The sequence below is a fragment of the Herbidospora galbida genome (assembly GCF_005233835.1).
Lineage (GTDB): Bacteria > Actinomycetota > Actinomycetes > Streptosporangiales > Streptosporangiaceae > Herbidospora > Herbidospora galbida.
Map to the genome: position 1 here is coordinate 1 of NZ_SZQA01000038.1, position 24,961 is coordinate 24,961.

The 24,961-nt window shown below is 72.9% G+C and carries 22 protein-coding genes; 5 read left to right on the top strand and 17 right to left on the bottom strand.

Annotated features, from left to right (window positions below; all coding sequences use genetic code 11):
* On the bottom strand, nucleotides 1-4,498 hold a 4,498-nt coding region (locus tag FDA94_RS31140; RefSeq protein WP_137250640.1), incomplete at its 3' end, for a type I polyketide synthase.
* Between the two features lie 282 nt (nucleotides 4,499-4,780).
* Between FDA94_RS31140 and FDA94_RS31145 the strand changes: the two genes are divergently transcribed.
* Entirely contained in the window at nucleotides 4,781-5,356 is a 576-nt protein-coding gene (locus FDA94_RS31145) for a hypothetical protein (RefSeq protein ID WP_137250641.1), read from the top strand.
* 8 nt (nucleotides 5,357-5,364) lie between these two features.
* Nucleotides 5,365-6,735: a condensation domain-containing protein gene (locus FDA94_RS31150; RefSeq protein ID WP_137250642.1), complete on the top strand. Its 1,371-nt coding sequence runs from the start codon at nucleotides 5,365-5,367 to the stop codon at nucleotides 6,733-6,735.
* Nucleotides 6,736-6,742: 7 nt separating this feature from the next.
* On the opposite strand, the gene FDA94_RS31155 is transcribed toward FDA94_RS31150, so the two are convergent.
* Genes FDA94_RS31155 through FDA94_RS31165 form a run of 3 tightly spaced genes read right to left on the bottom strand, consistent with a single transcriptional unit; the run spans nucleotide 6,743 to nucleotide 9,678 of the window.
* Nucleotides 6,743-7,957, bottom strand: coding sequence for a pyridoxal-dependent decarboxylase, exosortase A system-associated (locus FDA94_RS31155; protein ID WP_137250643.1), 1,215 nt, complete (start codon nucleotides 7,955-7,957; stop codon nucleotides 6,743-6,745).
* The gene (locus FDA94_RS31160; RefSeq protein ID WP_137250644.1) at nucleotides 7,954-9,417 is read right to left on the bottom strand and encodes an AMP-binding protein; all 1,464 of its coding nucleotides are present in this window, start codon (nucleotides 9,415-9,417) and stop codon (nucleotides 7,954-7,956) included. The genes FDA94_RS31155 and FDA94_RS31160 overlap by 4 nt, the downstream gene beginning before the upstream one ends.
* Nucleotides 9,418-9,420: 3 nt before the next feature.
* Nucleotides 9,421-9,678 carry a phosphopantetheine-binding protein gene (locus FDA94_RS31165; protein WP_137250645.1) on the bottom strand — a complete coding sequence of 86 codons (258 nt, stop codon included), beginning with the start codon at nucleotides 9,676-9,678 and terminating at the stop codon, nucleotides 9,421-9,423.
* A gap of 191 nt (nucleotides 9,679-9,869) precedes the next feature.
* Between FDA94_RS31165 and FDA94_RS31170 the strand changes: the two genes are divergently transcribed.
* Genes FDA94_RS31170 through FDA94_RS31180 form a run of 3 tightly spaced genes read left to right on the top strand, consistent with a single transcriptional unit; the run spans nucleotide 9,870 to nucleotide 13,484 of the window.
* Nucleotides 9,870-11,432 (top strand): condensation domain-containing protein, encoded by a 1,563-nt coding sequence (locus FDA94_RS31170; protein ID WP_137250646.1) that lies wholly within the window; start codon nucleotides 9,870-9,872, stop codon nucleotides 11,430-11,432.
* On the top strand, nucleotides 11,429-12,319 hold the full coding sequence (locus FDA94_RS31175; RefSeq protein ID WP_212735585.1) for an LPD16 domain-containing protein: 891 nt from the start codon (nucleotides 11,429-11,431) through the stop codon (nucleotides 12,317-12,319). The genes FDA94_RS31170 and FDA94_RS31175 overlap by 4 nt, the downstream gene beginning before the upstream one ends.
* A gap of 10 nt (nucleotides 12,320-12,329) precedes the next feature.
* Complete coding sequence (locus tag FDA94_RS31180) at nucleotides 12,330-13,484, top strand: cysteine desulfurase family protein (RefSeq protein WP_137250647.1); 1,155 nt, start codon at nucleotides 12,330-12,332, stop codon at nucleotides 13,482-13,484.
* Nucleotides 13,485-13,519: 35 nt separating this feature from the next.
* Here the strand turns inward: FDA94_RS31180 and FDA94_RS31185 are convergent, their stop codons facing one another.
* Genes FDA94_RS31185 through FDA94_RS31245 form a run of 13 tightly spaced genes read right to left on the bottom strand, consistent with a single transcriptional unit; the run spans nucleotide 13,520 to nucleotide 24,955 of the window.
* On the bottom strand, nucleotides 13,520-14,467 hold the full coding sequence (locus FDA94_RS31185) for a hypothetical protein (protein WP_137250648.1): 948 nt from the start codon (nucleotides 14,465-14,467) through the stop codon (nucleotides 13,520-13,522).
* Between the two features lie 12 nt (nucleotides 14,468-14,479).
* Nucleotides 14,480-15,622 carry an ABC transporter permease gene (locus tag FDA94_RS31190; protein ID WP_137250649.1) on the bottom strand — a complete coding sequence of 381 codons (1,143 nt, stop codon included), beginning with the start codon at nucleotides 15,620-15,622 and terminating at the stop codon, nucleotides 14,480-14,482.
* On the bottom strand, nucleotides 15,619-16,797 hold the full coding sequence (locus FDA94_RS31195) for an ABC transporter permease (protein WP_137250650.1): 1,179 nt from the start codon (nucleotides 16,795-16,797) through the stop codon (nucleotides 15,619-15,621). The genes FDA94_RS31190 and FDA94_RS31195 overlap by 4 nt, the downstream gene beginning before the upstream one ends.
* A gap of 1 nt (nucleotide 16,798) precedes the next feature.
* Complete coding sequence (locus FDA94_RS31200) at nucleotides 16,799-17,749, bottom strand: ABC transporter ATP-binding protein (protein WP_170991208.1); 951 nt, start codon at nucleotides 17,747-17,749, stop codon at nucleotides 16,799-16,801.
* Nucleotides 17,746-18,744 (bottom strand): right-handed parallel beta-helix repeat-containing protein, encoded by a 999-nt coding sequence (locus FDA94_RS31205; RefSeq protein WP_246060250.1) that lies wholly within the window; start codon nucleotides 18,742-18,744, stop codon nucleotides 17,746-17,748. The genes FDA94_RS31200 and FDA94_RS31205 overlap by 4 nt, the downstream gene beginning before the upstream one ends.
* Complete coding sequence (locus FDA94_RS31210) at nucleotides 18,741-19,205, bottom strand: holo-ACP synthase (protein ID WP_137250652.1); 465 nt, start codon at nucleotides 19,203-19,205, stop codon at nucleotides 18,741-18,743. The genes FDA94_RS31205 and FDA94_RS31210 overlap by 4 nt, the downstream gene beginning before the upstream one ends.
* Complete coding sequence (locus tag FDA94_RS31215) at nucleotides 19,202-19,987, bottom strand: alpha/beta fold hydrolase (protein WP_137250653.1); 786 nt, start codon at nucleotides 19,985-19,987, stop codon at nucleotides 19,202-19,204. Before FDA94_RS31215 ends, FDA94_RS31210 begins: the two co-directional genes overlap by 4 nt.
* 11 nt (nucleotides 19,988-19,998) lie before the next feature.
* On the bottom strand, nucleotides 19,999-20,838 hold the full coding sequence (locus FDA94_RS31220) for an ester cyclase (RefSeq protein ID WP_137250654.1): 840 nt from the start codon (nucleotides 20,836-20,838) through the stop codon (nucleotides 19,999-20,001).
* Nucleotides 20,838-21,254: a holo-ACP synthase gene (locus tag FDA94_RS31225; RefSeq protein ID WP_137250655.1), complete on the bottom strand. Its 417-nt coding sequence runs from the start codon at nucleotides 21,252-21,254 to the stop codon at nucleotides 20,838-20,840. The genes FDA94_RS31220 and FDA94_RS31225 overlap by 1 nt, the downstream gene beginning before the upstream one ends.
* Nucleotides 21,251-22,156: an ACP S-malonyltransferase gene (locus tag FDA94_RS31230; protein WP_137250656.1), complete on the bottom strand. Its 906-nt coding sequence runs from the start codon at nucleotides 22,154-22,156 to the stop codon at nucleotides 21,251-21,253. Before FDA94_RS31230 ends, FDA94_RS31225 begins: the two co-directional genes overlap by 4 nt.
* Nucleotides 22,156-23,025 (bottom strand): alpha/beta fold hydrolase, encoded by an 870-nt coding sequence (locus FDA94_RS31235; protein ID WP_137250657.1) that lies wholly within the window; start codon nucleotides 23,023-23,025, stop codon nucleotides 22,156-22,158. The genes FDA94_RS31230 and FDA94_RS31235 overlap by 1 nt, the downstream gene beginning before the upstream one ends.
* On the bottom strand, nucleotides 23,022-24,251 hold the full coding sequence (locus FDA94_RS31240; RefSeq protein ID WP_137250658.1) for an FAD-dependent oxidoreductase: 1,230 nt from the start codon (nucleotides 24,249-24,251) through the stop codon (nucleotides 23,022-23,024). The genes FDA94_RS31235 and FDA94_RS31240 overlap by 4 nt, the downstream gene beginning before the upstream one ends.
* Nucleotides 24,248-24,955, bottom strand: a complete 708-nt coding sequence (locus FDA94_RS31245; protein ID WP_246060251.1) for a nitroreductase family protein — start codon at nucleotides 24,953-24,955, stop codon at nucleotides 24,248-24,250. Before FDA94_RS31245 ends, FDA94_RS31240 begins: the two co-directional genes overlap by 4 nt.
* Nucleotides 24,956-24,961: the final 6 nt, after the last annotated feature.

Below are 24,961 nucleotides of genomic sequence, written 5' to 3' on the forward strand. Positions count from 1 at the left end.
CGCGGTGCGCGAAGGCCGCCCGCCGCGCCAGCAGCCTCCCGGCCGCGGCCAGGTCCTCCTCGGCGGCGCCCTCGGCGAACGCGCCGAGGCGCGCCGCGTGCTCCCGGAGCGCGCTCCCGGTCTTCGCCGACAGCACCCAGACGAGCGCGGAGCCCCCGGAGCCCCCGGAGCCCGCGGAGCCCCGGGCGACCGGCTCCGCCGGGCGTTCCAGGATGACGTGGGCGTTGGTGCCGCTGATGCCGAAGCTGGAGACGGCCGCCCGGAGCGGGCGGTCGCCCGGCAGGTCGACCTGTTCGGTGAGGAGGCGGACCCGGCCCGCCGACCAGTCGACCTGGGCGGTGGGCTCGTCGGCGTGGAGGGTGCGCGGGAGCGTGCGGTGCTCCAGAGACTTGACCATCTTGATCAGGCCGCCGACCCCGGCCGCGGCCTGGGTGTGCCCGACGTTGGACTTCAGGGAGCCGAGCCAGATCGGCCGGTCCGGATCGCGGCCCGCGCCGTAGGCGGCGATGATCGATTCGGCCTCGATCGGGTCGCCGAGCCGGGTGCCGGTGCCGTGCGCCTCCACCACGTCCACGTCGGCGGCCGACAACCGGGCGTCCGCGAGCGCCTGCCGGATGACGTCCCGCTGGGCCCGGCCGCTCGGCGCGGTGAGGCCGTTGCTCGCGCCGTCCTGGTTGATCGCGCCGCCCCGCAGGACGGCCAGGATCGGGTGGCCGTGCCGGACCGCGTCGGACCGGCGTTCGAGCAGGAGCATGCCCACGCCCTCGCCCCAGCCGGTGCCGTCCGCCCGGTCGGAGAACGCCTTGCAGCGGCCGTCGGCGGCGAGGCCGCCCTGCCGGCTGAACTCGACGAACAGCCCGGGGTTGGACATCACGGTCGCGCCTCCGGCCAGCGCCAGCGAGCACTCGCCCCGCCGCAGCGCCTGCATGGCCAGCACGATCGCGACCAGCGACGACGAGCACGCCGTGTCGACCGTGATCGCGGGGCCGCGCAGGCCCAGCGCGTAGGCGATCCGGCCGGAGGCGACACTGAGGGCGGTGCCGGTCAGCAGATGGCCGTCGGCGACGCCGGTGGGCCGGTGCAGGCGCGGCCCGTAGTCGGAGGACATCGCGCCGACGAAGACGCCGGTGGGGGTGCCGTCGAGCGTGGCCGGGTTCAGGCCGGCCCGTTCGACGGTCTCCCAGGAGACCTCCATCAGCAGCCGCTGCTGGGGGTCCATGGCGACCGCTTCGCGCGGGCTGATCCCGAAGAATCCGGCGTCGAACAGGTCCGCGCCGGTGAGGAAGCCGCCGTGGCGGGTGTCGCTGATGCCCGACAGCGCGTCGAGGTCCCAGCCCCGGTTCTCGGGGAACTCGCCGACGGCGTCGGCCCCGGCGCGCACCAGCCGCCACAGCTCCTCGGGCGTCGTCACGCCGCCGGGGTAGCGGCAGCCCATCGCGACCACCACGATCGGGTCGCCGTCGGGCCAGGTCGGCTCGACCGGGGCGGCGGCGACCGTGCCGCCGCCGGTCAGCGCGTACAGGTGGTCGGCCAGCCGGTCGGGCGTCGGGTGGTCGAACAGGAGCCCGGTGGGCAGCCGCGTCCCGATCGCGGTGCGCAGCCTGGCCCGCAGGTCCTCCGCGGCCACCGACTCGAACCCGAGGTCCTTGAACGTCCGGTGCGGCTCCACACTCGTGCCGTCCTGATGCCCGAGGACACGGGCGGCGGTGGTCAGGACCAGTTCGCGGATCTCGCGCCTCGACAGCCCGGCCGGCGCGTCGCCGCCCGTTTCCGGGTCCGCCGCCGCCGTGACCACCGGAGAGGAAGGCGGACGGGACACGATGGCGGCCGGGCCGCACTGGCGGCGCTGGAACGGGTAGGTCGGCAGGTCGATCAGCCGGGCCCGGACGTCGTGCCCGGCCGCCCAGTCGACGGGCGCCCCCCACGTGTACGCCTCGGCCAGCGACCGCGTGAACCGGTCGGGCCCGCCCTCGCCGCGCCGCAGCGACCCGACGACCGCGACGTCCAGCTCGGCGTCCTCGGCCGTGGCCGCGACGCCCGCGCCGAGCACCGGATGGGGGCTGCACTCGACGAACAGGGCGGCGCCCAGATCGAGCGCCGACCGGGTGGCCTGCGCGAACCTGACCGGCTGCCGCAGATTGCGGTACCAGTACCCGGCGTCGAGCCCGGAGGTGTCCATCGGCTCGCCGGTGAGGGTGGAGACGAACCGGATCGCGGAGCGCACCGGCCTGATCGGCGCCAGCGCGGCGACGACCTCGTCTCGTATGCTCTCGACCTCCGGCGAATGGGACGCGTAGTCGACCGGCAGCAGCTTGACCCGGTGCCCGTCGGCGGCGAGCCGCTCCCCCAGTTCGGCCAGGACCGCGCGCGGCCCGGACACGACCGCCGAGCGCGGGCCGTTGAACGCGGCCACGCCCACATGCGGGGCCAGCGGGCGCACGGCCGCCTCGACGACGTCGAGCGGGGCGGCGACCGACATCATGGCGCCTCGGCCGGCGATCCCGGCGATGGCCCGGCTGCGGAGCGCCACGACCCGCGCCCCGTCCGGGAGGCTCAGCGCCCCCGCGACGGTGGCCGCGGCGATCTCGCCCTGCGAGTGCCCGAGGACCAGGTCGGGTTCGACGCCGTTCGCCCGCCACAGCCCGGCGAGCGACACCATGACCGCCCACAGCGCCGGCTGCACCACGTCGACCCGGTCCAGGCCGGGGGCGTCCGGGGCGCCGCGCAGGACGTCGCGGACGGAGTAGCCGACGAACGGCGCGAGCGCGGCGTCGCAGGAGGCGACGAGCGCGGCGAACTCCGGCGACCCGTCGAGCAGCTCCGCGGCCATCCCCGCCCACTGCGACCCCTGGCCGGGGAAGACGAACGCCCGCTGACCGGAGATGACCGATCCGCTCACCACCGACTCGTCGGGCCGCCCACCGGCGAACGCGTCGAGCGCCTCCCGGCGGCGCCCGCCGAGGACGACCGCCCGATGCTCGAAGTGCGCCCGGGTCCTGACCAGCGAGAGCGCCATGTCGGTGGCGCCGATCGCCGGCTCGCCGTCGATCCGGTCGCGGAGGCGTCCGGCCTGCGCCCGGAGGGCCTCGGCCGACCGCGCGGAGATCACCCAGGGCAGGTTCCCATCGGTGCCCGCGGAGTTCGGAGACCCGGCGTTCGGAGACTCAGCGCTCGGCGAGCCTGCGCTCGGGGACCCTGCGCTTGGAGAACCGGTGTTCGCCGGGGCCTCCGCCAGCACCAGATGGCAGTTGGTGCCGCCCATGCCGAACGAGCTGACACCCGCGATCAGCCGGTCGCCAGGGGCGAGCCACGGCCGGGAGGTGCGCACGACCTCCAGCGCCAGGTCGGCGAGAGGGATGTCCGGGTTCGGGCTCTCGAAGTGGAGGCTGGGCGGGAGCTCGCGGTGCTTGAGGCTGAGCACGACCTTGAGCAGGCCGGCGATGCCCGCCGCGCCTTCGAGATGGCCGATGTTCGTCTTGACCGAACCGACCAGCAGCGGATCCCCCGCAGGGCGGGCTCCGGCGTGGGCGGCGCCGAGGGCGGCGGCCTCGATCGGGTCGCCCACCTTCGTGCCGGTGCCGTGCAGCTCGACGTACTGGACCTCCTCGGGGGCGACCCCGGCGGAGCGGCGGGCCAGCGTGATGACCTCCTGCTGGGCGCGGGCGCTCGGCACGGTCAGGCCGTCGCCGCCGCCGTCGTTGTTGACGGCCCCGCCGAGGATCACGCAGTGCACCGCGTCGCCGTCGGCGAGCGCCGCCGCGAGCGGCTTGAGCACGACGAGCGCGCCGCCCTCGCCACGGACGTAACCGTTCGCGCGGCTGTCGAAGGTGTGGCAGCGCCCGTCGGGGGACAGCGCGCCGAAGCTGCCGATGGCGGCGGTCGTCTGGGCGAGCAGGTTCAGGTTGACGCCGCCGGCCAGGGCCAGGCCGGTCTCGCCCCGGCGCAGGCTCTCGCACGCCAGCTCCACCGCCACCAGCGACGACGACTGCCCGGTGTCCAGCGTGAGGCTCGGGCCGCGCAGACCCAGGAAGTACGAGACGCGGTTGGCGATCATGGCGCGGTTGGCGCCGATGTAGGTGTGCCGTCCGGGTTCGCCGAGTAGGGCGGCGTGGTCGTTGGAGATCGCGCCGACGAACACCCCGGCCGCCGCGTCCCGCAGGGCGGTGGGGGCGACCCGGGCGTTCTCCAGCGCCTCCCAGGCGAGTTCCAGGGCCAGCCGCTGGTGCGGGTCCATGGCGGCGGCCTCGTTCGGGGAGATGCCGAAGAAGGCGGCGTCGAAACGGTCCACGTCGTCGACGAACCCGCCCCGGCCGGGTGCGCCGGCGTCCGGCCACCGGCCGGCCGGGACCTCGGTCACCGCGTCCACGCCGTCGCGGAGAAGGCGCCAGAAACGCTCGGGGGTATCCGCCCGCGGAAGCCGGCAGGAAAGGCCCACCACAGCGATCGGCTCGACCGACGAATCGCGCCGGGCGTCCGACTGAATCGAGTCCTGAACCATGAATGCGCCACCCCAAGCCGTAATATCCATACGGAGAAAATGATGGACACTAGCGTTATTCAAATGGTCACCGCCGGAAGTTACTGCGACCCTACGGGCGGCTCCCCGCACCGGGCCACGATCGCGTGCTGGCACCTTGTTGCCAGTAGCTAGCTGCCATCGCCGCCCCGTTGAGACGCCTTGACACGGCCGCGCGCGAGCTCTGATCCTGGTACGACGCGCTATTATCGGCCGAAATCGAATAGACGCCCTGCACAGAATTCATCTCGTGGGAGAAGAAACGTGAGCCCGCCATTCGATCCGGCCGAAACGGCGCCCGTCCGGCCCGCGCTGATCTGGGCCGCCTCGGCCGGAGTCTGGGCGGTCGCCGCCGGCGTGCTGTTCCTGCTCCGGGGGGTCGATCCGCTCGGGTCGGCCGTCTGGGCGGCCGGCCTGGTGGCCTGCGGGCTCCTGGTCGTGTCGCGGCGGACCGAGCCGGAACCGGTGTCGGCGCTGCGGTGGGGTTCGGTGCTCACCCTGGCCGGGGGCGCGGCGGCGCTCGCCGTCGGCGGAGACCTCACGCTGTTCCTGGCGGCGCAGGCGCTGCCGGTCGTCGTGCTGTCCGCCGCGGTGCTCCGGCCGCTGGCCCGCCGTACCGACTGGGTGCGGTCCGGGCTGGTCAGGGTGCGGCTCACGTGGACGGTCGCGGGGTCCTACGCCGGCCTGATCGCGTTCGGCCTGATGCAGGATCTGCGCGGGTTGCCGTTGATCCATCCCGACGTGGCGAGCCTGGTCACGCTGGGGACCATGTTCGAGATCGCCGTCGCCGTCGCCATCTTCGTGCTGTGGCAGGGACGGCAGTCCGTCACGAACCGCTAGGAGAACCGATGCCCGCCGACGCCCCCCTCAGCCACGGTCAACTCTTCAGCTGGCGCGAGATCGAGCGCTATCCCGACGACTGGATGCAGGACGCGAACCTCCCCATCGTCTGCGACCTGCGGGGGTTGCCGATGGCCCGGGTCGAGAACGCGCTGCGCGTGCTGATGGACCGGCACGAGCCGCTGCGCACCACCTACCACGTCGTCGACGGGCAGCCGGTGCAGCGCGTCCACGAGTCGGCGGACCTGCCGATCGAGCGGGTCGACCGGGTGGTCCGCGACTGGGAGGACCCGGAGGACACCAAGGACGAGCTCTGCGCGGAGCCGTTCGCGATGGAGGGCGGCCTGCTCTGGCGCGGGCGCATGATCACCACCAACGGGTCGGCGGTGTTCCTGGCGCTGTCCTTCTCGCACCTGATCATGGACGTCTGGTCGATCAACCATCTGACCGACCAGTTCAGCGCCTTGATCGCCGACCCGGGGGCCGTCGCCGAACTCGGGCCGACGCCGAGCGAGCTGGCCCGCGAGCAGCGCACCGAGCGGTGGCGCGACCGGCAGGAGGCGTCGGAACGGTACTGGCGGCGCACCCTCGACGACGTCCTGGCCGACCCGCTGCCGACGCTGCCGGCCAAGGCGAAGCGCAACCGACTTGAGGCCACCCTGCACTCGCACCGTCTCGGCGGGCTGGCCGCGCTGGCCGCCAGAAGGCTCGGCGTCACCGCGCCCGCGCTGGTGATGGCGCTGGTCACCGCTGGACTGGCCCGGCACACCGACACCGACAAGGTGACGATGAGCCTGATGGCCTCCAACCGGTTCTCGCCGGAACACCACCACGTGATCGGCACGATGAACCAGCTCATCCCGGTCGTCGCGACGGTCGACCCGGGATCGCCGCTGGGCGAGCACGTCAAGCGCCTCCACTGGGCCGGGGCGACGGCCTACCGCCACTCCTCCTACGACTTCGACAAGATCGCCGCGCTCGCCGCCGAGGTCGCCGCGCAGCGGGGCGACGACCTGGCGCACGACTGCTGGGTGAACCAGCTGTTCCGCTGCTGGTTCAACTACGTGCAGCTCGACCGCAAGCCGTCCGACGCCACCGCCGAGACCCCGGCCGAGCTGTCGTGGACGCCGCTGGCGCAGCAGTACGGCCAGCCGTTCCGGGTCAGGGTGACAGTGGCCAACGGCCGGACCAGCATCTTCATGCTCGCCGACCCGGCGATCATCCCGGCCGGGGGCATGGCCGGGATGCTGCGCACGATCGCGCTCGGCGTCCAGGTCGCCGCGACGGCCCCAGAGACCAGCCTCAAGGACCTGTGGGACGTCGACCACGCGACCCTGGCGCCGTCGCTGTTCCCCGCGACCGTCGCCCTGCCGGAGTAAGCAGGTCTTATACGAGGACTTCCACCGGCGCCGGATGGCTGAGGAACGCCGTGGGGCTCGCCGTGAGGCCGTACGCGCCGGCCTGGAACACCACGACCAGGTCGCCGATCTCGACTCTCGGGAGTTCCACCCGGTCGCCGAGCAGGTCGAGCGGGGTGCACAGGCGGCCGACCACGGTGACCGGCGCGTCCGCGGGCCCGCCCAGGCGATCGGCCACGGCCATCGGATAGTTGCGCCGGATCACCTGCCCGAGGTTCCCCGAGGCCGCCAGCTGGTGGTGCATCCCGCCGTCCACGACCACGAAGGTCGTGCCCCGGGACTCCTTGCGGTCGACGACGCGGGTGACGTACACGCCGGCCTCGCCGACCAGATAGCGCCCGAGTTCGATGACGACGCGGGCGCCCGGCAGCAGCGGGGTGATCCGCTCGCGCATGAGCCGCGCCAAATTCTCGCCGATCGGCTCCAGGTCGAGGGGCCGGTCCCGGCGCGAGTACGGGATGCCGAACCCGCCGCCGAGATTGAGGTACCGGATGGGCGGCGACACGTCGGCGAGCCCGAGAACCAGGTCCACGGTGCGCCGCTGCGCCTCGCAGATGTCGTCGGCGCGCAGGTTCTGCGAGCCCGCGAAGACGTGGAAGCCCTGGAAGTCGACGTCGTCGCCCAACCGGGCGAGCACCTCGGGCACGCGTTCCGCGTCGATGCCGAACTGCTGCGGCCCGCCGCCCAGGCGCATCCCGGAGCCTCGCACCGTGAAGTCGGGATTGACCCGGATCGCGATCCGGGCGGGCACCCCGAGGGCGGCGCCGATCGCGCGCACCCTGGCCAGCTCGGTCTCCGATTCCAGTTCCACCGTCACGCCGGCCGCGACCGCCTGGGTCAGTTCACCGACGGTCTTGCCCGGCCCGGCGAAACCGATCCGGCCGGCGGGTACCCGCGTGTCGAGCGCATGCCGCAGCTCTCCCGCCGAGGCCACGTCGAAGCCGTCGACCAGCCCGCTCAGATGCTGCAGCAGGGCGGGCATCGGGTTGGCCTTGACCGCGTAGCTCAGCTCGACTCCGGCGGGCAGCGCGGCGCGGAGCGAGGCGACCCTGCGGGTGACGAGGTCGCGGTCGTAGGCGAAGAACGGCGTGCTCCCGACCCGGGCGGCGAGCCTTCCTGCGGGGATGCCGCCGACGGTCAACCGCCCGTCTCGGTGACCTTCCCAGTGACCTTCCCAGGTCATCGGAGCGCCCGGCGGCGGAGTTCGGCGCGGTCGAACTTGCCGTTCCCCGAGCGGGGCAGCGCGGCGGCGAGGATGAACCGGCGGGGCACCATGTACCTGGGCAGGTCGCGTTCCATCGCCCGGCGCAGCTCGTCCGGGGTCGTGCCCGCGGCGGTGAGCACGGCGTGCAGCGTCACCTGCTCGCCCAGGTCCTCGTCCGGTACGCCGACCGCGACGGCCTCGGTGACCAGGCCGGTGGCGTAGGCCGCCTCCTCCACCTCGGTCGGGCTCAGCCGGTAGCCGGAGGTCTTGATCATGTCGTCGGTACGCCCGACGAAGTAGATGAAGCCGTCGTCGTCCCGGTAGGCGACGTCGCCCGACCAGACGGCGATCTCGTCGGCGCCGGGCGGGAACGGCCGGAACCGCGCCGCGGTGCGGGCCGGGTCGTTCCAGTAGCCGAGTGACACCAGCGGTCCCCGGTGCACGATCTCCCCCTCCTCGCCGGGGTCGCAGACCGAACCGTCCGCCCGTACGACGAGGACCTCCGCGCCGGGGATCGCCTTGCCGATCGATCCGGGCCGGCGGTCGATCTCCGCGGGGTCGAGGTAGGTGGATCGGAAGGCCTCGGTCAGGCCGTACATCAGGAAGGGGGTGGCCTGGGGGAACGTCTCGCGCAGCCGGGCCAGGGTGGTCGCGGGCAGCCGGCCGCCGGTGTTGGCGAAATAGCGCAGGTTCCGGGTCGCCTCGGCCGGCCATCGCTGGGTGGCGAGCTGGGTCCACAGCGGCGGCACGCAGGTCAGCGCCGTCACCCCGTGTGTGGCGCAGAGCCGGACGACGTCGCGGGGCAGCAGGTAGTTGACCAGCACCACATGCGCTCCGGCCAGGAACGCGGTGGTGAGCTGGCTCAGTCCGGCGTCGAAGCTCAGCGGCAGCGCCGCGAGGACCACGTCGACGGAGGTGTGGCCGAGGTAGCCGGCGACGCTCCGCGCGCCCGCGAGCAGGTTGCCGTGGCTCAGCACGACGCCCTTCGGCGATCCGGTGCTGCCGGACGTGTAGAGGATGGCCGCGACCCGCGCGGCGTCGCGATCGGCGGAGAGGCTCACCGCCGGTTCCGCGCCCAGGTCGTCGAGCAGCGCCGTGGGGATCGAAGAGTTCAGCGTGCGCGCCCGTTCGGGTGTGGTGAGCAGGAGCGCGGCGCCGCAGTCGTCGATCACGTACTCGACCTGCCGCGCCTTGAAGAGCGGATTGACCGGTACGAAGACCCCGCCGGCCGCCGCCACCGCGAAGATCGCCACGACGGTTTCGATCCGCTTCTCCGCGTATATCGCGACCCGGGCGCCGGGCTCCAGCCCGCGCAGCCCCTCGGCCGCCCGCGCGACCCGGCTCCGCAGCTCGCGATAGGTGAGCGTCACATCCTTGTAGGTGACCGCCGCGTGATCGTCGTCACCGAACCGCAGCAGGTCGTCGAGGCGCGTCAGCACGGCTCAGAGCCCGGCCCGCGTCGATTCGAGCAGCGCCGACAGCCGCGCCCACAACGACCCGACCGTCGCGAACGTCTCCTCGTCGAGGATGTCGTCGGGCAGTTCCCGGTCGTATCCGTCCTCCAGATCGACCAGCAGCTGCACCACCCCCATCGAGTCCAGCCCGAGCGCGGTGAGATCGTCGCCGGGGGACAGATCACCCGGCCCGGCGTAGGGAAGATGCCGGCGAAGAATGGCCTGGAACTCGTGAGGTATTTCCATCACGGGTCTCCTCAAAAGTCCTGCGCTGTATTACCTCGTTCAGGGTCATTGAATTCCGCGACAACTGTCAAGAAAGGGCTCTGGCAGCTTTTCACCCAAGACAACCTGCCAGCGGCAGGTCAGGACGGCGGCCGTCTTCTCATTTAGCCTGAGTGGGCTGAACCGTTCAACCGCAGGAGGCCTGGTTGCCGATGAACGCGAATCTCGGCTGGGGCCAGCACCACATCTGGCTCCGCTACCACGAACTGCCGCCGGACGCTCGCCACAATACACATATCATTCTGAATCTAGAGATTCCACCGGGCCTGACGGTCCAGAACTGCCGGGCGATTCTCAATCAGACGGTCCGCAGGCACGAGACGCTGCGCACCACCTACCACTTCGACCACGACGGCGACCCCTACCGGGTTGTGCGCCCGCCCGGCCCGTGTCCCCTCGTCGTGCTGTCCGCCGAGGACGACGGCACGGCCATGCCCGCCGAGGTCGTGGAGCGGCTCGGCGCGGCCGAGTTCGACATCGCCTCGGAGTGGCCGATCCGGGTCGTCGTCATCACCACCGAGGGCGTGCCCCGGCAGGCGGTGGTGGTGCTGAACCATCTCGCGGTGGACATGTGGACGGTCACGGAGCTCAAGCGCGAGATGTGGGCGGGCTGCGCGGGCGTGGTGGCCCGCCGGCCCACCGCGATCGAGCCGGTCCGGCACCGTCCCTCCGATCTCGTCCGGCACGAGGCGTCTCTCGACCCGGCGCCGGCGCTGGCGTACTGGGAGAAGGAGATCGAGGCCATGCCGGCCGACGGGTTCGGCGACCGCCGCCGGCCCGGCCCGCCCGTGGAGACGCTGCGGGCGTCACTGATCTCCCCGGCCCTGCTGGGCGCCGCGCAGCGGATCGCCGCCCGCCACCGGGTGTGGCCGTCGCAGGTGCACCTGGCGGCCTACACGGCGCTGATGGCCGCCTACACCGGCGGCCCGTCCTTCGACCATCTGACGTTCACCGGCAACCGCGAGAGCGGCCCGTACTCGCAGGTCCTGACCTGCCTGTTCTCCCCGATGCTCATGCGCGTCGACGTGCGGGACGACCCGCCCTTCGCCGAGTTGCTCGCCCGCGTCGCCGACCGGTTCGAGCAGGCGCGGGAACACGCCTACGTCCCGTACGACGCGGTGGTCGAGCTGCTGGCCAGGAAGGGCACCCGGCTGGCCTCGGAGTTCAACTTCATCAAGCAGCCCACCCTGGAGTCCCGCGCCCGGCGCAGCAGGGTCACCTGGCACCCGGCGGCCGACGCCTACGGCACCGACACCTACGTCCGGGTCGACCAGTGGCGGGACTCCGTCGTGGTCGCGCTGCACGCCGCCTCCTCGGTCATGGACGGGGACGCCGTCGAGCGTTTCCTGCGCGCCCTGGAGACCACGATCCTCACCTACGACGCGACGCCGGGCGACCTGCGGACCAGCGACATCGCCGCACTGGCCGGCTTCGCCCCGGCGCCTCCGCCCGGCCGGCCGCACGACGTGCCGACCATCCCGGAGCAGGGGGCGGTGGAGGCCCTCGCGGCCGCCGTGAGCCAGGCGAACGGACTCGCCGGCGTCGACCCGGCCCGGAACTACGCCGACGCCGGGGGCAGGGTCCTGCGGATCCCGCGGGTGCTCGCCCTGCTCCGGGACCTCGGGTGGGCGGGAGTCACCCTCCACCAGCTCACCGGCGTCACGCCGCTGAGCACCCTGGCGGGCCAATTACTACAACCCGGAGTTCGATCATGACTGAACTGTTCGCGGAGTCCATAAGCAAGACCCACCGACTCGTCGCCTCGGAGCAGGAGCTCCGCACCGCCGTCGACCGCGAGCTCGCCACCGCGAACCTGGACGGACTCGTCGTCATGGGCGGCCACTTCATGCTGTTCGAGGAGGAGGGCACCGGCAGGCTCGTCCCCGGCGTCCTGGAGGAGCAGTCCTCCACCGTGATGCGCGACCGGATCGCCGGCCGGGTCGGGATCTTCCCCGGTTACACCTGGCGGCTCTCGGTCGACCTGATCACGTCGTACGCGAACATCGTCACCGACGCCAAACTGCTGCTGCTGATCAACGACTGGCAGTACGTCCCCACCGGCGGCCGTCCCGCCGGTCAGCTCCGCGCCGAGTTCTTCGACGGCTTCACCGGGCTGCCCGACGGCTACGAGCGGATCCTGCGTGAGGCGGGACTGGACGCGGGGAGCGTGCTGCCCAGCCGCAGACATCCGCTGGCGTTCCCGGAGACCTGGCTCAAGTACCGCTTCCAGAAGGCCGCCGACAGGTTCGTCAAGCAGGGCAGGCTCGAAAAGCGGGTGCTGGAGTCCGGCACGAAGGACACCGAGGTCTCGTTCCTGGACGAGTCGGGCAACTACCGCACGCTGATCAGCTGCGGCGTCACCGGCTGCGCCGGCGAGATCACCGAGATGATCTCGGAGGTCCACCGGGCCGGCCACCGGACCATCGTGATCTTCGCCCCGGGCGAGTGCCTGTCCCCGGTGCGGACCGGAGTCGAGATCGCGCTCAGCCTCTACGGGCTCACCGGCATGACCGTCGTGATCGCCGATCCCGGCGGCAGCGGCGAGATGTCCACCGACGAGATCTATTCGAAGCTGGTGACGGTCAGCACCTTCCGGAGCTGAGGGCGGAACGATGGACGTCATATACCTGGACAACTGCGCCACTACCCGCGTGGACGAAGAAGTGCTCGACGCGATGCTGCCGTACCTGCGCGAGGAGTTCGGCAACCCGTCCTCCCCGCACCTGCTGGGCAAGCGGGCCCGCAGAGCGGTCGACCGGGCCGCCGAGTCGGTCGCCCGGCTGCTCGGCGGCGACCCGGCCGGCGTCGTGTTCACCTCCGGCGCGACCGAGAGCAACAACCTCGCGCTGCTCGGCGCGTTCGGCCACGACGACCGCTCCCCGGTCAACGCGGTGTTCTGCCCCACCGACCACAAATCGTCGCTGTCGGTCGCCCGCGCGCTGCGCGGGCGCGGCGTCGACGTCCGGACCATGGCGATCCGGGCCGACGGCGTGGTCGACCTGGCCCGGTTCGCCGGCCAGCTCGACTTCGACTCCCGGCTGGCCACGGTGGCCTGGGTGAACAGCGAGATCGGCACCATCCAGCCGGTCCGCGAGATGGCCGCGCTCTGCCATGAGAGCGGCGCCCTGCTGCACGTCGACGCCGCCCCGGCCGCGGGACGGATCCCGATCGACGTGGCCGGCGCGAGCGTCGACACCCTGGCCATGTCCGCCCACAAGATCGGCGGCCCGAAGGGCATCGGCGTCCTGTACGTCCGCCCGGAGATCCGCCGCAGGATCCGTCCCATCACCTACGGCGGCGGCCAGTACGACCTGCGCAGCGGCACCATTCCCACCCACCTGGCGGTCGGCCTCGGCACCGCCTGCGAGCTGGCCGCGGCCCGGATGGAGGAGGACGGCAGGAAGGTCGCGCTGCTGCGCGCGACCGCGCTGGAACTGCTCACCCGCCGCATCCCCGGCCTGCGCCTCAACGGGCGCCCGGAGGCCGGCGTCCCGCACGTGCTGAACCTGGTGCTGCCGGGCGTGCGCGGCGAGAGCCTGGTCGCGAGCCTGCCGTCGGTGGCGCTGTCCACCGGATCGGCGTGCAACTCCGACTCCCAGGAACCCTCGCCCGTGCTCACCGCGATCGGGGTCAGCGCCGAGGACGCCAACAGCTCCATCCGGATGTGCCTGAGCCCCCGCATGACGGTCGAGGAACTGGTCACCGGACTGAACCTGGTCTGTGACCGGGCCCGCGGCCTGGCCGGCGTCGTGGCGGCGATGCGTTGAGGACAGGGGTCCGCCGCAGGGGCGGCGGACCCCTCTCACGCCCCGCCGGCCAGGAACGTGCGGGCCGCCTGCACACCCGCCTGAAACCGGCTGGTGGCCTCCAGGTCACGCATCAGGGTGGCGATGTGCCGGCGGCAGCTCCGCACCGACATGCCGAGCTTGCGGGCCACCACCTCGTCGGTGTAGCCCTTCGCCATCAGCCCCGCGATGGCCTGCCGCAGGTCGTCGGCGACGTTCGCGTAGCCGGACTCGGCGCCCTCCAGCGGCGTCGCGGTGTCCCACAGATGGTCGAACAGGTCGAGCAGGAACCGGACGATCCCGTCGTTGTGCACCCGCGCCACGTTGGTCTCGCCGTCCGACAGGCCGAACAGCACGACCAGCTCGCGGTCGAAGACGACCGCGGAGCGCGGGACGTGACTGACCGTGCCGATGGCCGCGCCCGCGTCGATGAGCTGCTTCAGCTTCATCCGGGTGGCCAGGTCGGCCCGGTTCCGGTGCTGGCAGACGATCCGCACGGTGACGCCGCGCGAGAGCAGCGGCAGGTACGCCCGGGCCAGCTCCTCGGCGTCGTCCTCGCCGGACTGCAGGACCAGCACCTCGGTACGGCAGGCGTCCCCGGCCATCTTGAGGAAGCCGCGCACCTCCAGCGACCCGGCCAGGTACTCGATCGGCGACGGCGCGGGACCGACGAAGTCCCGGATCTGGTCGATCAGCTCCCGCCGCTGGTAGATCTCCCGCTCCACCGAGGAGACCAGCGCGTTGGCCGCCACCTGCGGGTCCACCGGGATGAACCGGTGGGCGGCGCCGTCCACGGCGCGTAACAGGCGGCTCTCGACCAGCTGGTTCACCGCCTCGTTCAGCTCGCGCACGCCGATGCCTAGCTCGCCGGCCGCCACGTCGAGGACGTCGATGGCGCCCTTCCTGGTCGCGTATCGGTAGACGCCGGCGATGTCGGCGGGCCACTTGGTAATCGAATTCATCATGGTGCTGCCTCCTCAGAGGGTTCTCGTTCGTCGGCTGAACAGGACTAGGGACAGGCTCAGCAGAACGGCGGCCATGAGGCCCAGGACGGCGACCTCCGGCAGCACGTCGCCGAGACCCGTCCCGGGCCGGGAAAGAGTCAGGAGGGCGTCCATCCCCCAGGCGTGCGGGAACAGGTGGCCGATGGCGGTGAGCGTCTGGCCGGCGGCCTCTGCGGGCCACAGGCAGCCGCCGAGCATGCCGAGCACGATGCCGAGCGGCGGCCCGATCGCGGACGGCTGCGCCGACGAGCGGACCAGGCTGCCCATCAGGATCGCGGCGCCGGTGGCGACCAAAGCGAAGACGCCCACGACGGCGGCGACGCCGAACGGCTCGCCCCAGGAGACGCCGAACAGCAGCGAACTCACCACCATGATCAGCACGGCCTGGGCGGCGGCCACGATGAAGCGGCTGAGCGCCTCGCCGAACAGGACGGCCCCGCGCCGCACCGGGGCGGTGAAGGCCCGGGGCAGCATGCCGATGCGGCGGCTCTCGACGAGCGCGGCGGCGACGGCCATGGAGTTGATGAACGTGAACAGCAGCAGGTTGGCCGGGGCGGTGTAGGCGAACCCCCGTGGTGTTCCAGAGGCCGTGTCCGAGTTGACCACCTCGACGTCGGCCGAGGCGGCCTGCGCCTTCCGTACCAGTTCGGCGGCCTGGGCCGGGGTCGCGCCGGCCGAGGTGGCGGCGCGGGTGGCCTCGATGACGGCCGCGACCCGGCCGACGGAGACGTCGACGGCGCTGCGGGCGGCCATGCCGCTGCCGCTGGACTGCGTCATGACCAGCTCGAACGTGGTCGAGCCCGGCGGGATCACGACTCCGGCGGCCAGCGCGCCGCCCCGGACGCCGGCCCGCAGCTCCTCCTCGCCGCCGACGGAGGTGATCTCCAGGTCGGGATGCGCGCGCAGTTCCGCCAGGACGGCGGCGGCCACCGGGTCGGACTCCTGGGCCACCACGCCGACCGGCAGCCGTGAGGCGGCGGCGCCGCCGCCCAGCGCCATGCCGACGAAGACGATGCTGACGAACGGCATCACCACGATGAAGAACAGGCCCACCCGGTCACGGGAGTGGCGGCGCAGGTTGGCGGCGACCAGGGCCAAGACGGGGTGCGGTCTCATCCGAGCAGTCCCTTCCTGAAGCCGGTCGCGGCCAGCCCGAAGGCGGCCACGGCGATCGCGCACAGGACGCCGATCGGCAGGGCCACCGAGGCCGGTCCCGCGCCCGATCCGGCCAGGCCGGTGAGCCCGGTGGTGGTCCAGGCGTTCGGGGTGAACAGGGCGATCTTCTGGAGCACGTCCGGCAGCGTGTAGAGCGGGACCAGGCTGCCGCCGAAGAACGCGGCCACGAAGGAGATCACCATGATCACTCCGTCGGCCTGGGCGTCGGTCCTGGCCCGGCTGGCGACCAGCATGGTGATCGCGGTGGCGGCCAGCACGTGCGCGAGCAGGAGGGTGAACACGGCCACCGGGTCGCCCCACGTGGAGCCGAAGATCAGCACCGAGGAGGCCCAGGTGACGCAGACACTCACCATGGCGAGGGCGAACCCGACGACGGCCTTGCCCGCGATCGGGACCCAGCCGTGGATCGGCCCGGCCCGCATCCGGTCGAGAGTGCCCTGCTTGCGTTCGATCAGCAGGCTGCGGAACGACGCGCCGACCACGAAGAAGGCGAACAGCGCGGCCATGCCGGCGCCGTAGTAGACCGACAGGTCGACCCTGCCGCCGGCCATCGGGTCGTTGTCCAGGGTCAGGGCCGGCCCGGCCGCGCCGTTGCGCTCCACGAACTCCTTGACCTCCCCGGCGGGCACGCCCGCGTCCAGGGAGGCCCGGACCGCGAGCGTGCGGGCCCGCACCAGGCTGGAGATGCGGTCCACCACGGCGTTCGCGACCACCCCCGCCAGCGGCGTGTCCGCTGAGGTCAGCACGCCGACCCGGCCGCCCTCGCCCGCGCCGACGCTGGCGCTGAACCCGGCGGGGAAGATGATCGCGGCCCCGATGTCGCCCGCGTCCAGGGCGCTCTGGGCCCGCTCACGGCTGGGCAGGTCGCGCAGCGTCAGCACGCCGTCCAGCTCGGTGGACGCCATGACCTCGCGGCGGACACCGGCGGGGAACTCGCCGCCGTCCAGGTCGACCATGCCGACGGTGGCCCGCAGCGGCGGGTCGTCGCCGCCGAGCGCCACCCCGAACAGGGTGGCCATGGCCACCGGCACGATGATCGCGATGATCAGGGCGGTCCGGTCCCGCACCCGGGTCCGGAGCTCCAGGGCGCTCACCGTGAGAAGCGATCGCAACATGTCAGTCCCTGAGCGTGCTGCCGGTGAGGTGCAGGAAGGTGGCCTCGAGGTCGGGTTCGACGACCTCGACGGCGGTGACGGCGGCGATGCCGTCGACCGTGGAGATGACCGCGGGCAGCAGGTACCGGCCGCCTTCGGCGATCAGCCGGACCGACCCGGCCGTGGTGCGGACCGCCTCGGTGACGCCGCCCAGGCCGCGGAGCTTGGCGAGGGCGGTCTCGACGTCGCCGTCCAGGGTGAGCTCGATCCGGTCGGCCCCGCCGACCAGCTCGACCAGCTCATGGCGGGTGCCCTCGGCGACGACGGAGCCGTGGTCGACGATCGCGATCCGGTGGCAGATGCGCTCGACCTCCTCCATGTAGTGGGAGGTGTAGAGCAGCGCCATGCCGTCGGCCACCAGGCGTTCGAGGCCGTCCAGGATGGACTTGCGGCTCTGCGGGTCGACGCCGACCGTGGGCTCGTCCAGGATGAGCAGTTCGGGACGGTGCAGCAGGGCGGCGCCGATGTTGATGCGCCGCTTCATGCCGCCGGAGTAGGTGTCGAGTTTGGCGTCGGCGCGGTCGGCGAGGCCGACCAGGTCGAGCACCTCCTCCACCCGCCCGCGCACCTCCCTGCGCGGCAGGCCGAACAGGCGGCAGAAGAAGCGCAGGTTCTCCCGGCCGGTCAGGTCGGGGTAGAGGGCGATCTCCTGCGGGACGTAGCCGATCTTCGCCTTGGCCGCCATCGGGTCGGTTGCCAGGTCGGCGCCGCCGACCACGACCGTGCCCGTGTCGGGCTTGAGCAGGCCGACCAGCATGGAGATCGTGGTGGTCTTGCCGGCGCCGTTCGGGCCCAGCAGCCCGTACGCCTCCCCCGGCGCGATGGTGAACCCGACGTCGCGCACCGCGACCACGCCGCCGTAACTCTTGCTGAGGTTCTCGCAGGTCAGCGTGTTGATCAGCGTGTCGGTCATGGCCGCCACCCCCATGCCTCGCCGGGCTCTCCCTTGGCGGCCACGTTGCCGGCGAAGGTCTGGAGTCCGAGGTCGACGCCGAGCTGGTAGTCCAGCGGCGTGTTGCCGGTGACCCTGTTCCAGAGGATGTGGTTGGCCACCGCGTCGTCGCCGCCCCAGCCCTTGGACGAGCCCATCACGAACGCGGCGCCCATCACCGACTCGCCGCTGGGGTGGTTGTCGTGGACGTCGTTGTCGACCACGCACACCCGCTCGGTGCCGATCAGCGCGATCCCCACCCCCGAGATCGGCGGGCCCGCCGCGCCCAGCGCGCCGGGGTCCTCGCCGCCGGAGGCCAGGTCGTTGCCGTGGACGACGTTGCCGGCGACCAGGCAGTCCCGCACCCCGCCGTCCGGCTCCCCCTCGTAGGTCTGGTTGAGCAGCAGCAGCCCGATCGCGTTGCCGTGGCTGACGTTGCGCAGCACCCGCACCCCGCTGGAGTTGTCGACGAACACTCCGAACGCGTTGGCGAAGGTCTCGTTGCCCTCGACGAGCGCCTCGCCGCGGCCGCAGAAACTGACCGCGACGCCGCCGTACTGGCTGCCGGAGGCCCGGCACCGGAGCACTTCGCAGCCGTCGCCCTCCCGCACGTAGACACCCCAGACGGCGTTGTCCACGGCGGTCACGTCCCGGACGGCGAGGCCGGTGACGGAGTGGGCGTAGACGCCGGCGCCGGAGAAGCCGCGCACCGTCAGCCCGTCGAGGGTGACGTCGCGGACGCCGCAGGCGACGACGCCGGAGACGACATCCTCGCCCGCGTCGTGCAGTTTCGGGACGTCGGGGCGGAGCCCCGGTCCGGGGAGCAGCACGGCCCCCTCACCGCGCAGGGTCACCCCGTCGTGCCTGATCCAGACGTTCCCCGGGTACTCCCCCGCGGCGAGCAGGATCGTCGCGCCGGGGCCCGCCTCGTCCAGGGCGGCCTGGATCGGCTCGCCGGGCCGGACGGTCGTGGTCATGGACATCGGGTGTCCTTCCTGTCGGCGTAGACGACGGCGAGGGAGACGAGCAGCCCCGCGCCGCTCCCCCAGCGGGCCGCGCCCGCCACCTGGCCCCGGCCGCCGGCCAGGCGGAGCCGGGCGGCCTCCCGGCAGGCGCCACGCAGGACGTACGCCGCGCCGGCGGTCAGGGCCAAGCCGGTGGCGGCGGTGAGTTCGGCGGCCGCCTCGTCGAGCAGCTCGCCGGCCCAGGGCGACGGCGGCTCCGGCGCCGCCTCGAAGTCGTGCCAGCTGAAGCCGGGCGGGCGGCCCCCGACGGCCTTGATGAAGCTCTCCTTGACCGGGAACGTCGCCGCGCCCAGGCCTCGGTCACGTTCGGCGAGGGTGGTGAGGTGGCGGGCGAAGGTCGCGCCGCCGCGCGCGGCGGCCCGGCTCAGCCGGTCGGCCGAGACGATGTCCACCCCGATCAGGACGGCGGTCACGCCGGCACCCGCCCGTGCCGGTCCAGGAACGACTCCAGGACCGCGGTGTACTCGTCGGCCCGCTCGATCATCGGGATGTGGCCGCTGTCGGCCACGACGACGACCTCGGTCCCCGGGTAGTCAGCGAGCAGTTCCAGCCAGGGGTCGACGGGGGTCATCCGGTCGTGCCGGCCCCACACGAACGCGGCAGGGCAGCGCACCTTGTCCAGTGCGGGCCTGACCTGGTAGCGGCGGGTGGCCTTGATGCTGCGGGCCATGCTGACCATCGCCTCGGGCCGCAGCATCATGGCGCCGACGCCGTCCATCTGCTCCTGGGTGAAGAACCGCTCCTCGCCGTGGAAGAGCGCGGCCGTCATCCGGTCGCCGAACTCCGCGCCGACCGGCCGCACGCTGGCCCGCCGGTCGAAGCTGAGGCCGACGTCGGGGTCGGGGGTGAGGCCGGGGGCGCCGCTGACCACGATGCCGCGCACCCGGTCGGGGTGCCGCCCGGCGAGGTCGATCGCGACGAGCCCGCCGAGCGAGTTGGCGCACACGATCACATCCCGTTCGCCGGCCTCGTCGCAGGCCCGCAGGAGCGCGTCGCCGAGCCGTTCGATCGACCCGGCCACCCGCCGGTCGAGAGCGCAGACGGCCTCGTGGGTGCGGAGCACCGGCACCCCCGCCGCCGCCAGCCGCCGGTAGGGGTGCTCCCAGATCCAGCCGCCGGCGAACAGCGCGGACATGAACACCACGGCCGGCCGGCCGCCGTCTCCCGGCGCGTGCTCGAAGGTGAAGTCGGTCATCGTTGCTCCCGTCACAGTAGGGGGACGTCGCCGGGGGTCCACCCGCAGCCGCAGGCCGCGCCGTCGCCGAGCCGGACCACGGTGCCGCAGTCGGCGCAGCGGGCGTACTCGCGGACGACCTCGGGGATCAGGACGCTGGTGAGGGCCCGGGCGCAGAGCCCGGCCCTGAAGAATCTGCGCACCGCCCGCTGGTGCGGGCGGGCGTGCACGGCGCGCACCGACTCGGGCCGGTCGAAGGCGGCGAGGGTGTACTTCCGGTCGCCGACGTCGAAGGTGGCGACCCCGAGGAAGCCCTTGGAGGCGCGCAGCCCTTTGACGATCTCCACGCTGAGCAGGTCCACCTCGGCGGCCTCCGCCGGGCCGCCGACCTCCACCCAGGTGAGGGTGAACGCGCCGGGCCGGTCGGTGCGGCTGCTCGCCGCCCGCGCGCTGACCCCGAATTCGCGCACCTCGTCGGCGGCGGGAACGAAGGCGGCCCGGTATCCGAGCGCCCCGGCGACGGCCAGCCGGTCGAAGGAGCGCCTGACCCGCCCCTCGGCGGTGACGAGGTCGGTCCCGGCGATCCTGACGACGCCACCGGCGCCAGGAATTCCCAGGTAGGAGTCACGGTGGTCGGCTTCGAGGGTCCACCAGACGGTCACCGCGTCGGCGTCCCCGGTCACCTGCTCGACCTGGAGGCGCGGGTTCCTGAAGCGCTCCAGGACGGCCGCCGCGTGCGCGGCCAGCGCGTCGCCGCTGAGCCAGCCGCCGGTGTCGGGGTCCTGGAACTGCGCGGCGGTGGCGGCCACGGCGGCGGGGTCGGCGCTCCGCCACGCCTCAAGGTGGGCTTCAGCGATCTTCCTGGCGTCCATCACGCGTCACCGTCCTCCGGGAGCCCGGCCGACGCCACGGCCATCGCCAGCGCCCGGCCGGAGGTGTGGCTGAGCGAGAGCCGGATGCGCTGGTCGATCCGGGCGGCGAGGGCGGGGCCGAGCCTCACGAAAGGGGGATGGCCGTCGTTGCAGGCGGCGGTGCGGGCGCAGGCCGCGGTGGGCCGGGGCAGGACCTCGACCTGGACCAGATGCTCGGCCGTCGGCGGGACGCCGAGCAGGCGCAGGACGGCCTGCTTGGCGGCCAGCCGCCCGGCCCAGTGCTGGAGCGACCGGCCGGCGCCGGAGCGCAGCCGTTCGGCGGGGGTGTAGACGTCCTCGATCCGCATGCCGTCCAGCAGGTCCTGCGGCCGGGTGAGCCCGGCGAAGGCGACCATGGCGCTGCCCCACCGGCTCATGCCGCGAACTCCCTGGCCAGCCGGCGCAGCGTGCCGGGGTCGGCCATGCTCAGGCAGCGCGCGCCGGCCCGGCGGGACAGCCCGGCCAGCACCTTGCTGTCGCCCACCTCGACGGCGGGCCCGAGCGCGTCCACCACCGTGACGGTGTCGGTCCAGCGGACCCTGCCGGTGAGCTGGGCGATCAGCGAGTCCCTGATCACGTCGAGGTCCTCGGTGGGTCTGCCGGTGACGTTGGGGACGACCGGCACACTCGGCGCCGCCATCGGCGCGGCCCGGACGGCCTCGGCCCAGCCCGGGACGGCCGGGGCCATCAGGGGCGAGTGGAACGCGTTGCCCACCGCCAGCGACACGATCTTGGCGGCGTCGACGGCCAGGCCGGTCAGCCGGTCGAGCGCCGCCGTCGAACCGGAGACGACCACGTGTCCCGGCGCGTTCTCCAGCCCGACCACGAGCGGCTCCGCCGGGGTCCCGGCCTGCGCGGCCAGCTCCTCGACCCGCTCGACCGGCAGGCCCATCACCGCGCGCATCCCGCCCGTCACGCCGACCCGCGCCATCAGCCGCGACCTGGTCTCCACCAGGCGGACCGTGTCGGCCAGCCCGAGCACCCCTGCGGCGTGCAGCGCGGTCAGCTCGCCGACGCTGTGACCGGCCACCACGCCCGGCTCGTAGCCCTCTTCCGTCAGCACGGCCAGCGCCGCCAGGTTGCAAGCGGTCACCGCGATCTGCGCGTGCTCGGTGGCGACCAGCCGATCGAGCGGGCCGCGCACGCACAGCGGCGAGATCGGCCGCGTCAGCAGGTCGTCCACCTCGTCGAACACGGCGCGGGCGACCGGCCGGCGGCGCAGCCAGGCGCCCATGCCGACCCGGACGGTGCCCTGACCGGGGAACAGGTACCCGAGCATCAGAGCCGCCTGCGCGGGCGTCGTTCGGCCTGGGCCGAGTCCTCCGTGCCGAGGAAGCCCAGCAGCAGTTTGCTGACCACGTCGGGGGCGTCGAGCGGAATCCAGTGGCCGGCCTCCTCGACCCGCTCGTACCGCCAGGGGCCTTTCACGAACTTGGCCGAGCCGAGCATGCCCTCCTCGCGCAGCGCCTGGTCGCCCGCCCCCCAGATGCCCAGGGTCGGGGCCAGGACCGGCGGGAACGGCCGGGCGGGCCGCAGCTCCGCCTCGGGCGAGCGGTTCGCGCGGTACCAGTTCAGGCCGGCGGTCAGCGCGCCGGGCCTGGCCATGTCGCGCAGGTAGCGGTCGTGGTCGCCGTCCCTGCCCATGATCTCCTTGAACAGCCGCCAGCCGTTGCGGCGCAGCAGTTCCTCGCTGATCCCGGGGAACTGGTAGAGCAGCATGTACCAGGAGGCCGCGCGCTGCTCGATGGACGGCCGCGCGAACACCCCCGGGTGGCCGACCGACAGCACGGCGAGGTGGTCGATCCTGCGGGGCATCAGGAACGCGTACATCCAGGCGATGGCCGCGCCCCAGTCGTGGCCGACCACGTGCGGGCGGCGGATGCCGAGCCTGGTGGTGAGGGCGACGACGTCGTTGACGATCGTCTGCATGCCGTACGCCTCGACCTCCTGCGGCTTGGAGGAGTCGCCGAAGCCGCGCAGGTCGGGCGCGATCACCCGGAACCCGCCCTCGGCGAGCGCCGGGATCTGGTGCCGCCACAGGTAGGAGGAGTCGGGGTAGCCGTGCAGCAGGATGACGGGGTCGCCTTCGCCCTCGTCCACGTAGGCGATGTCGACGTCGTTGACGCGCACCGTCTTCTTCTCGGTCATGCCGTCTCCCTGAACAACCGTTCCGCGAAGAACTCGCTGAATCCGAATTCGGGCACATCTTCGGGGGCCACCATGTTCAGCAGGCCCGTGACCTGGGCGGCGAAGTTCTTCGCCATCAACCGGCGGGCCCGCCGGCGGCGTTCCACGGCCTCCTCGCCGAACTCCACGTGCAGCCGGCTGACGATGTCGGCGCCGAACGCGAGCCGATCCAGCCGGAACTCCCGCTCCCGCACGTACGGCTCGAACGCCGCCGGCGACCAGTCGTCGGAAGCGAGCAGGAGGTCGCAGACGGTCCTGGAGTCGCGCATCGCGCAGGAGAGCCCGGTGCCGAGCACGGTGTCGGCGTTGCCGGCCTCGTCACCGATCAGCACCACACCCTCGGCCAGCGGCGGCCCCTCCGGCACGCTCGACACCGACGGCCACACCGACAGCGGCCCGGCCGGGACGGCCTCGGTGACGGCCTTGCCGCGATCGGGCAGGCAGTCGAGCTCGAACGCGGCCAGGAACCGTTCGACGCCGCCCTCGCCCCGGTAGCGCAGCTTGTTCTCGGCGGGGAAGTTCAGGTAGAGGCGGGCGCGGCCGTACCCCTGCGGGAAGACCATGAACATCACGTCGCCCTCGGTGCCCATGGCCTGCACGTCGGCCGGCCAGGAGTCCAGGCCCTCGACCATCATGCCGCCGCCCCAGTGGTGCATGGAGTTGCGCATGGTGACGCCGATCTGCCGCCCGACGGTGCAGCCCCGGCCGGTCGCGCCGAGCACCATCCTCGGGCGGATCTCGTGCTCGCCCTCGGGGGTCCGGTAGGTGACGACGGGTTCCGGTCCGGCGGTGACGCGGATGCGGGAGGCGTCCATCACCAGGCGGGCGCCCGACCCCACGGCCTGGGCGGCCATCAGCTCGCACACCGCGTGGTGCGGGAAGGACATCGGGCCGCCGACGCCGGGGATGAACCCGGTCATGTCGACGGCCTCCACCTCGTCGTCGCCGACCGCCTCGTCCCAGGTCATCCACTCCCGGATCTCCCAGGCTCCGCCCGCGCCGAAGCAGTCGTAGACGCCGAGCCGCTGCGCCTCGCGGATGCCCCAGGGGGCCAGCCACTCTCCGCGGACCAGATCGTGGTAGGCCCGCTGCTTCTCCAGGAGCACGACCTCCAGCCCACCGGCGGACAGTCTGCAGGCCGCCGACGCGCCCGCGATGCCGCCTCCGACGATCACGACATCGGTCATGCCTCCCACCTCTCCCAGTACGTGCGTTCCTTCGCGCGGGCCCGGTCCGCCGGGCGGAAGTCGGTGCCCACCGTGTAGGCGACCGGGATCATGCAGACCTGCGTCACCCCGGACGGGATGCCCAGCAGCTCGCCGACCTGCCGCTCGTGCGGGATGTGCATGCAGGTGATCGTGCTGCCGAGGCCGCGGCTGCGCAGCGCCAGCTGGAAGGACCAGATGGCGGGGAAGATCGAGCCGTAGAAGATGCTGGCCCGCATCGGGCCGAGCCGGACGTGATGGCCCGGGTCCTCCGGCGGCTTGGTCGACATGCGCTCCCGCCAGGCGGCGTCGATCGCCTCGATGTCCGGGGGGCGGCCGAGCACGCACGGGATGACCAGGATCGGCACCCGCGCGATCGTCTCTGCCAGCGCGACCACCGACTCGTTGTTGCGGCGTGCCTGCGGCGTGTTCCGCCGCCGCCCCGCGTTGGTCCACACGTCGTTGCGGTGGAACAGCCAGGACGCCCGGGTCATCTCGGCGATCTTCTCTTTGACGGCGGGCTCGCTGATCACCAGCCAGCGCCAGTTCTGGTGGTTGTTCGCGGTGGGCGCCTGGACGGCGATCTCCAGGGTCTCCTCGACGATCTCCCTGGGCACCGGCCGGTCCAGGTCCAGGCGGCGGCGTACGGAACGGGTCGTGGTCAGCAGCCGATCGGTCTCGCTCACCTCGAA

Excerpts from the sequence above, each read along its gene's own strand:
- FDA94_RS31240 (WP_137250658.1), bottom strand. The coding sequence starts at position 24,251 with ATGACCGATGTCGTGATCGTCGGAGGCGGCATCGCGGGCGCGTCGGCG.
- FDA94_RS31195 (WP_137250650.1), bottom strand. The coding sequence starts at position 16,797 with ATGTTGCGATCGCTTCTCACGGTGAGCGCCCTGGAGCTCCGGACCCGG.
- FDA94_RS31150 (WP_137250642.1), top strand. The coding sequence starts at position 5,365 with ATGCCCGCCGACGCCCCCCTCAGCCACGGTCAACTCTTCAGCTGGCGC.
- FDA94_RS31225 (WP_137250655.1), bottom strand. The coding sequence starts at position 21,254 with ATGAGCCGGTGGGGCAGCGCCATGGTCGCCTTCGCCGGGCTCACCCGG.
- FDA94_RS31190 (WP_137250649.1), bottom strand. The coding sequence starts at position 15,622 with ATGAGACCGCACCCCGTCTTGGCCCTGGTCGCCGCCAACCTGCGCCGC.
- FDA94_RS31200 (WP_170991208.1), bottom strand. The coding sequence starts at position 17,749 with ATGACCGACACGCTGATCAACACGCTGACCTGCGAGAACCTCAGCAAG.
- FDA94_RS31235 (WP_137250657.1), bottom strand. The coding sequence starts at position 23,025 with ATGACCGAGAAGAAGACGGTGCGCGTCAACGACGTCGACATCGCCTAC.
- FDA94_RS31165 (WP_137250645.1), bottom strand. The coding sequence starts at position 9,678 with ATGGAAATACCTCACGAGTTCCAGGCCATTCTTCGCCGGCATCTTCCC.
- FDA94_RS31180 (WP_137250647.1), top strand. The coding sequence starts at position 12,330 with ATGGACGTCATATACCTGGACAACTGCGCCACTACCCGCGTGGACGAA.
- FDA94_RS31185 (WP_137250648.1), bottom strand. The coding sequence starts at position 14,467 with ATGATGAATTCGATTACCAAGTGGCCCGCCGACATCGCCGGCGTCTAC.
- FDA94_RS31220 (WP_137250654.1), bottom strand. The coding sequence starts at position 20,838 with ATGGACGCCAGGAAGATCGCTGAAGCCCACCTTGAGGCGTGGCGGAGC.
- FDA94_RS31205 (WP_246060250.1), bottom strand. The coding sequence starts at position 18,744 with ATGACCACGACCGTCCGGCCCGGCGAGCCGATCCAGGCCGCCCTGGAC.
- FDA94_RS31170 (WP_137250646.1), top strand. The coding sequence starts at position 9,870 with ATGAACGCGAATCTCGGCTGGGGCCAGCACCACATCTGGCTCCGCTAC.
- FDA94_RS31175 (WP_212735585.1), top strand. The coding sequence starts at position 11,429 with ATGACTGAACTGTTCGCGGAGTCCATAAGCAAGACCCACCGACTCGTC.
- FDA94_RS31155 (WP_137250643.1), bottom strand. The coding sequence starts at position 7,957 with ATGACCTGGGAAGGTCACTGGGAAGGTCACCGAGACGGGCGGTTGACC.
- FDA94_RS31230 (WP_137250656.1), bottom strand. The coding sequence starts at position 22,156 with ATGCTCGGGTACCTGTTCCCCGGTCAGGGCACCGTCCGGGTCGGCATG.
- FDA94_RS31215 (WP_137250653.1), bottom strand. The coding sequence starts at position 19,987 with ATGACCGACTTCACCTTCGAGCACGCGCCGGGAGACGGCGGCCGGCCG.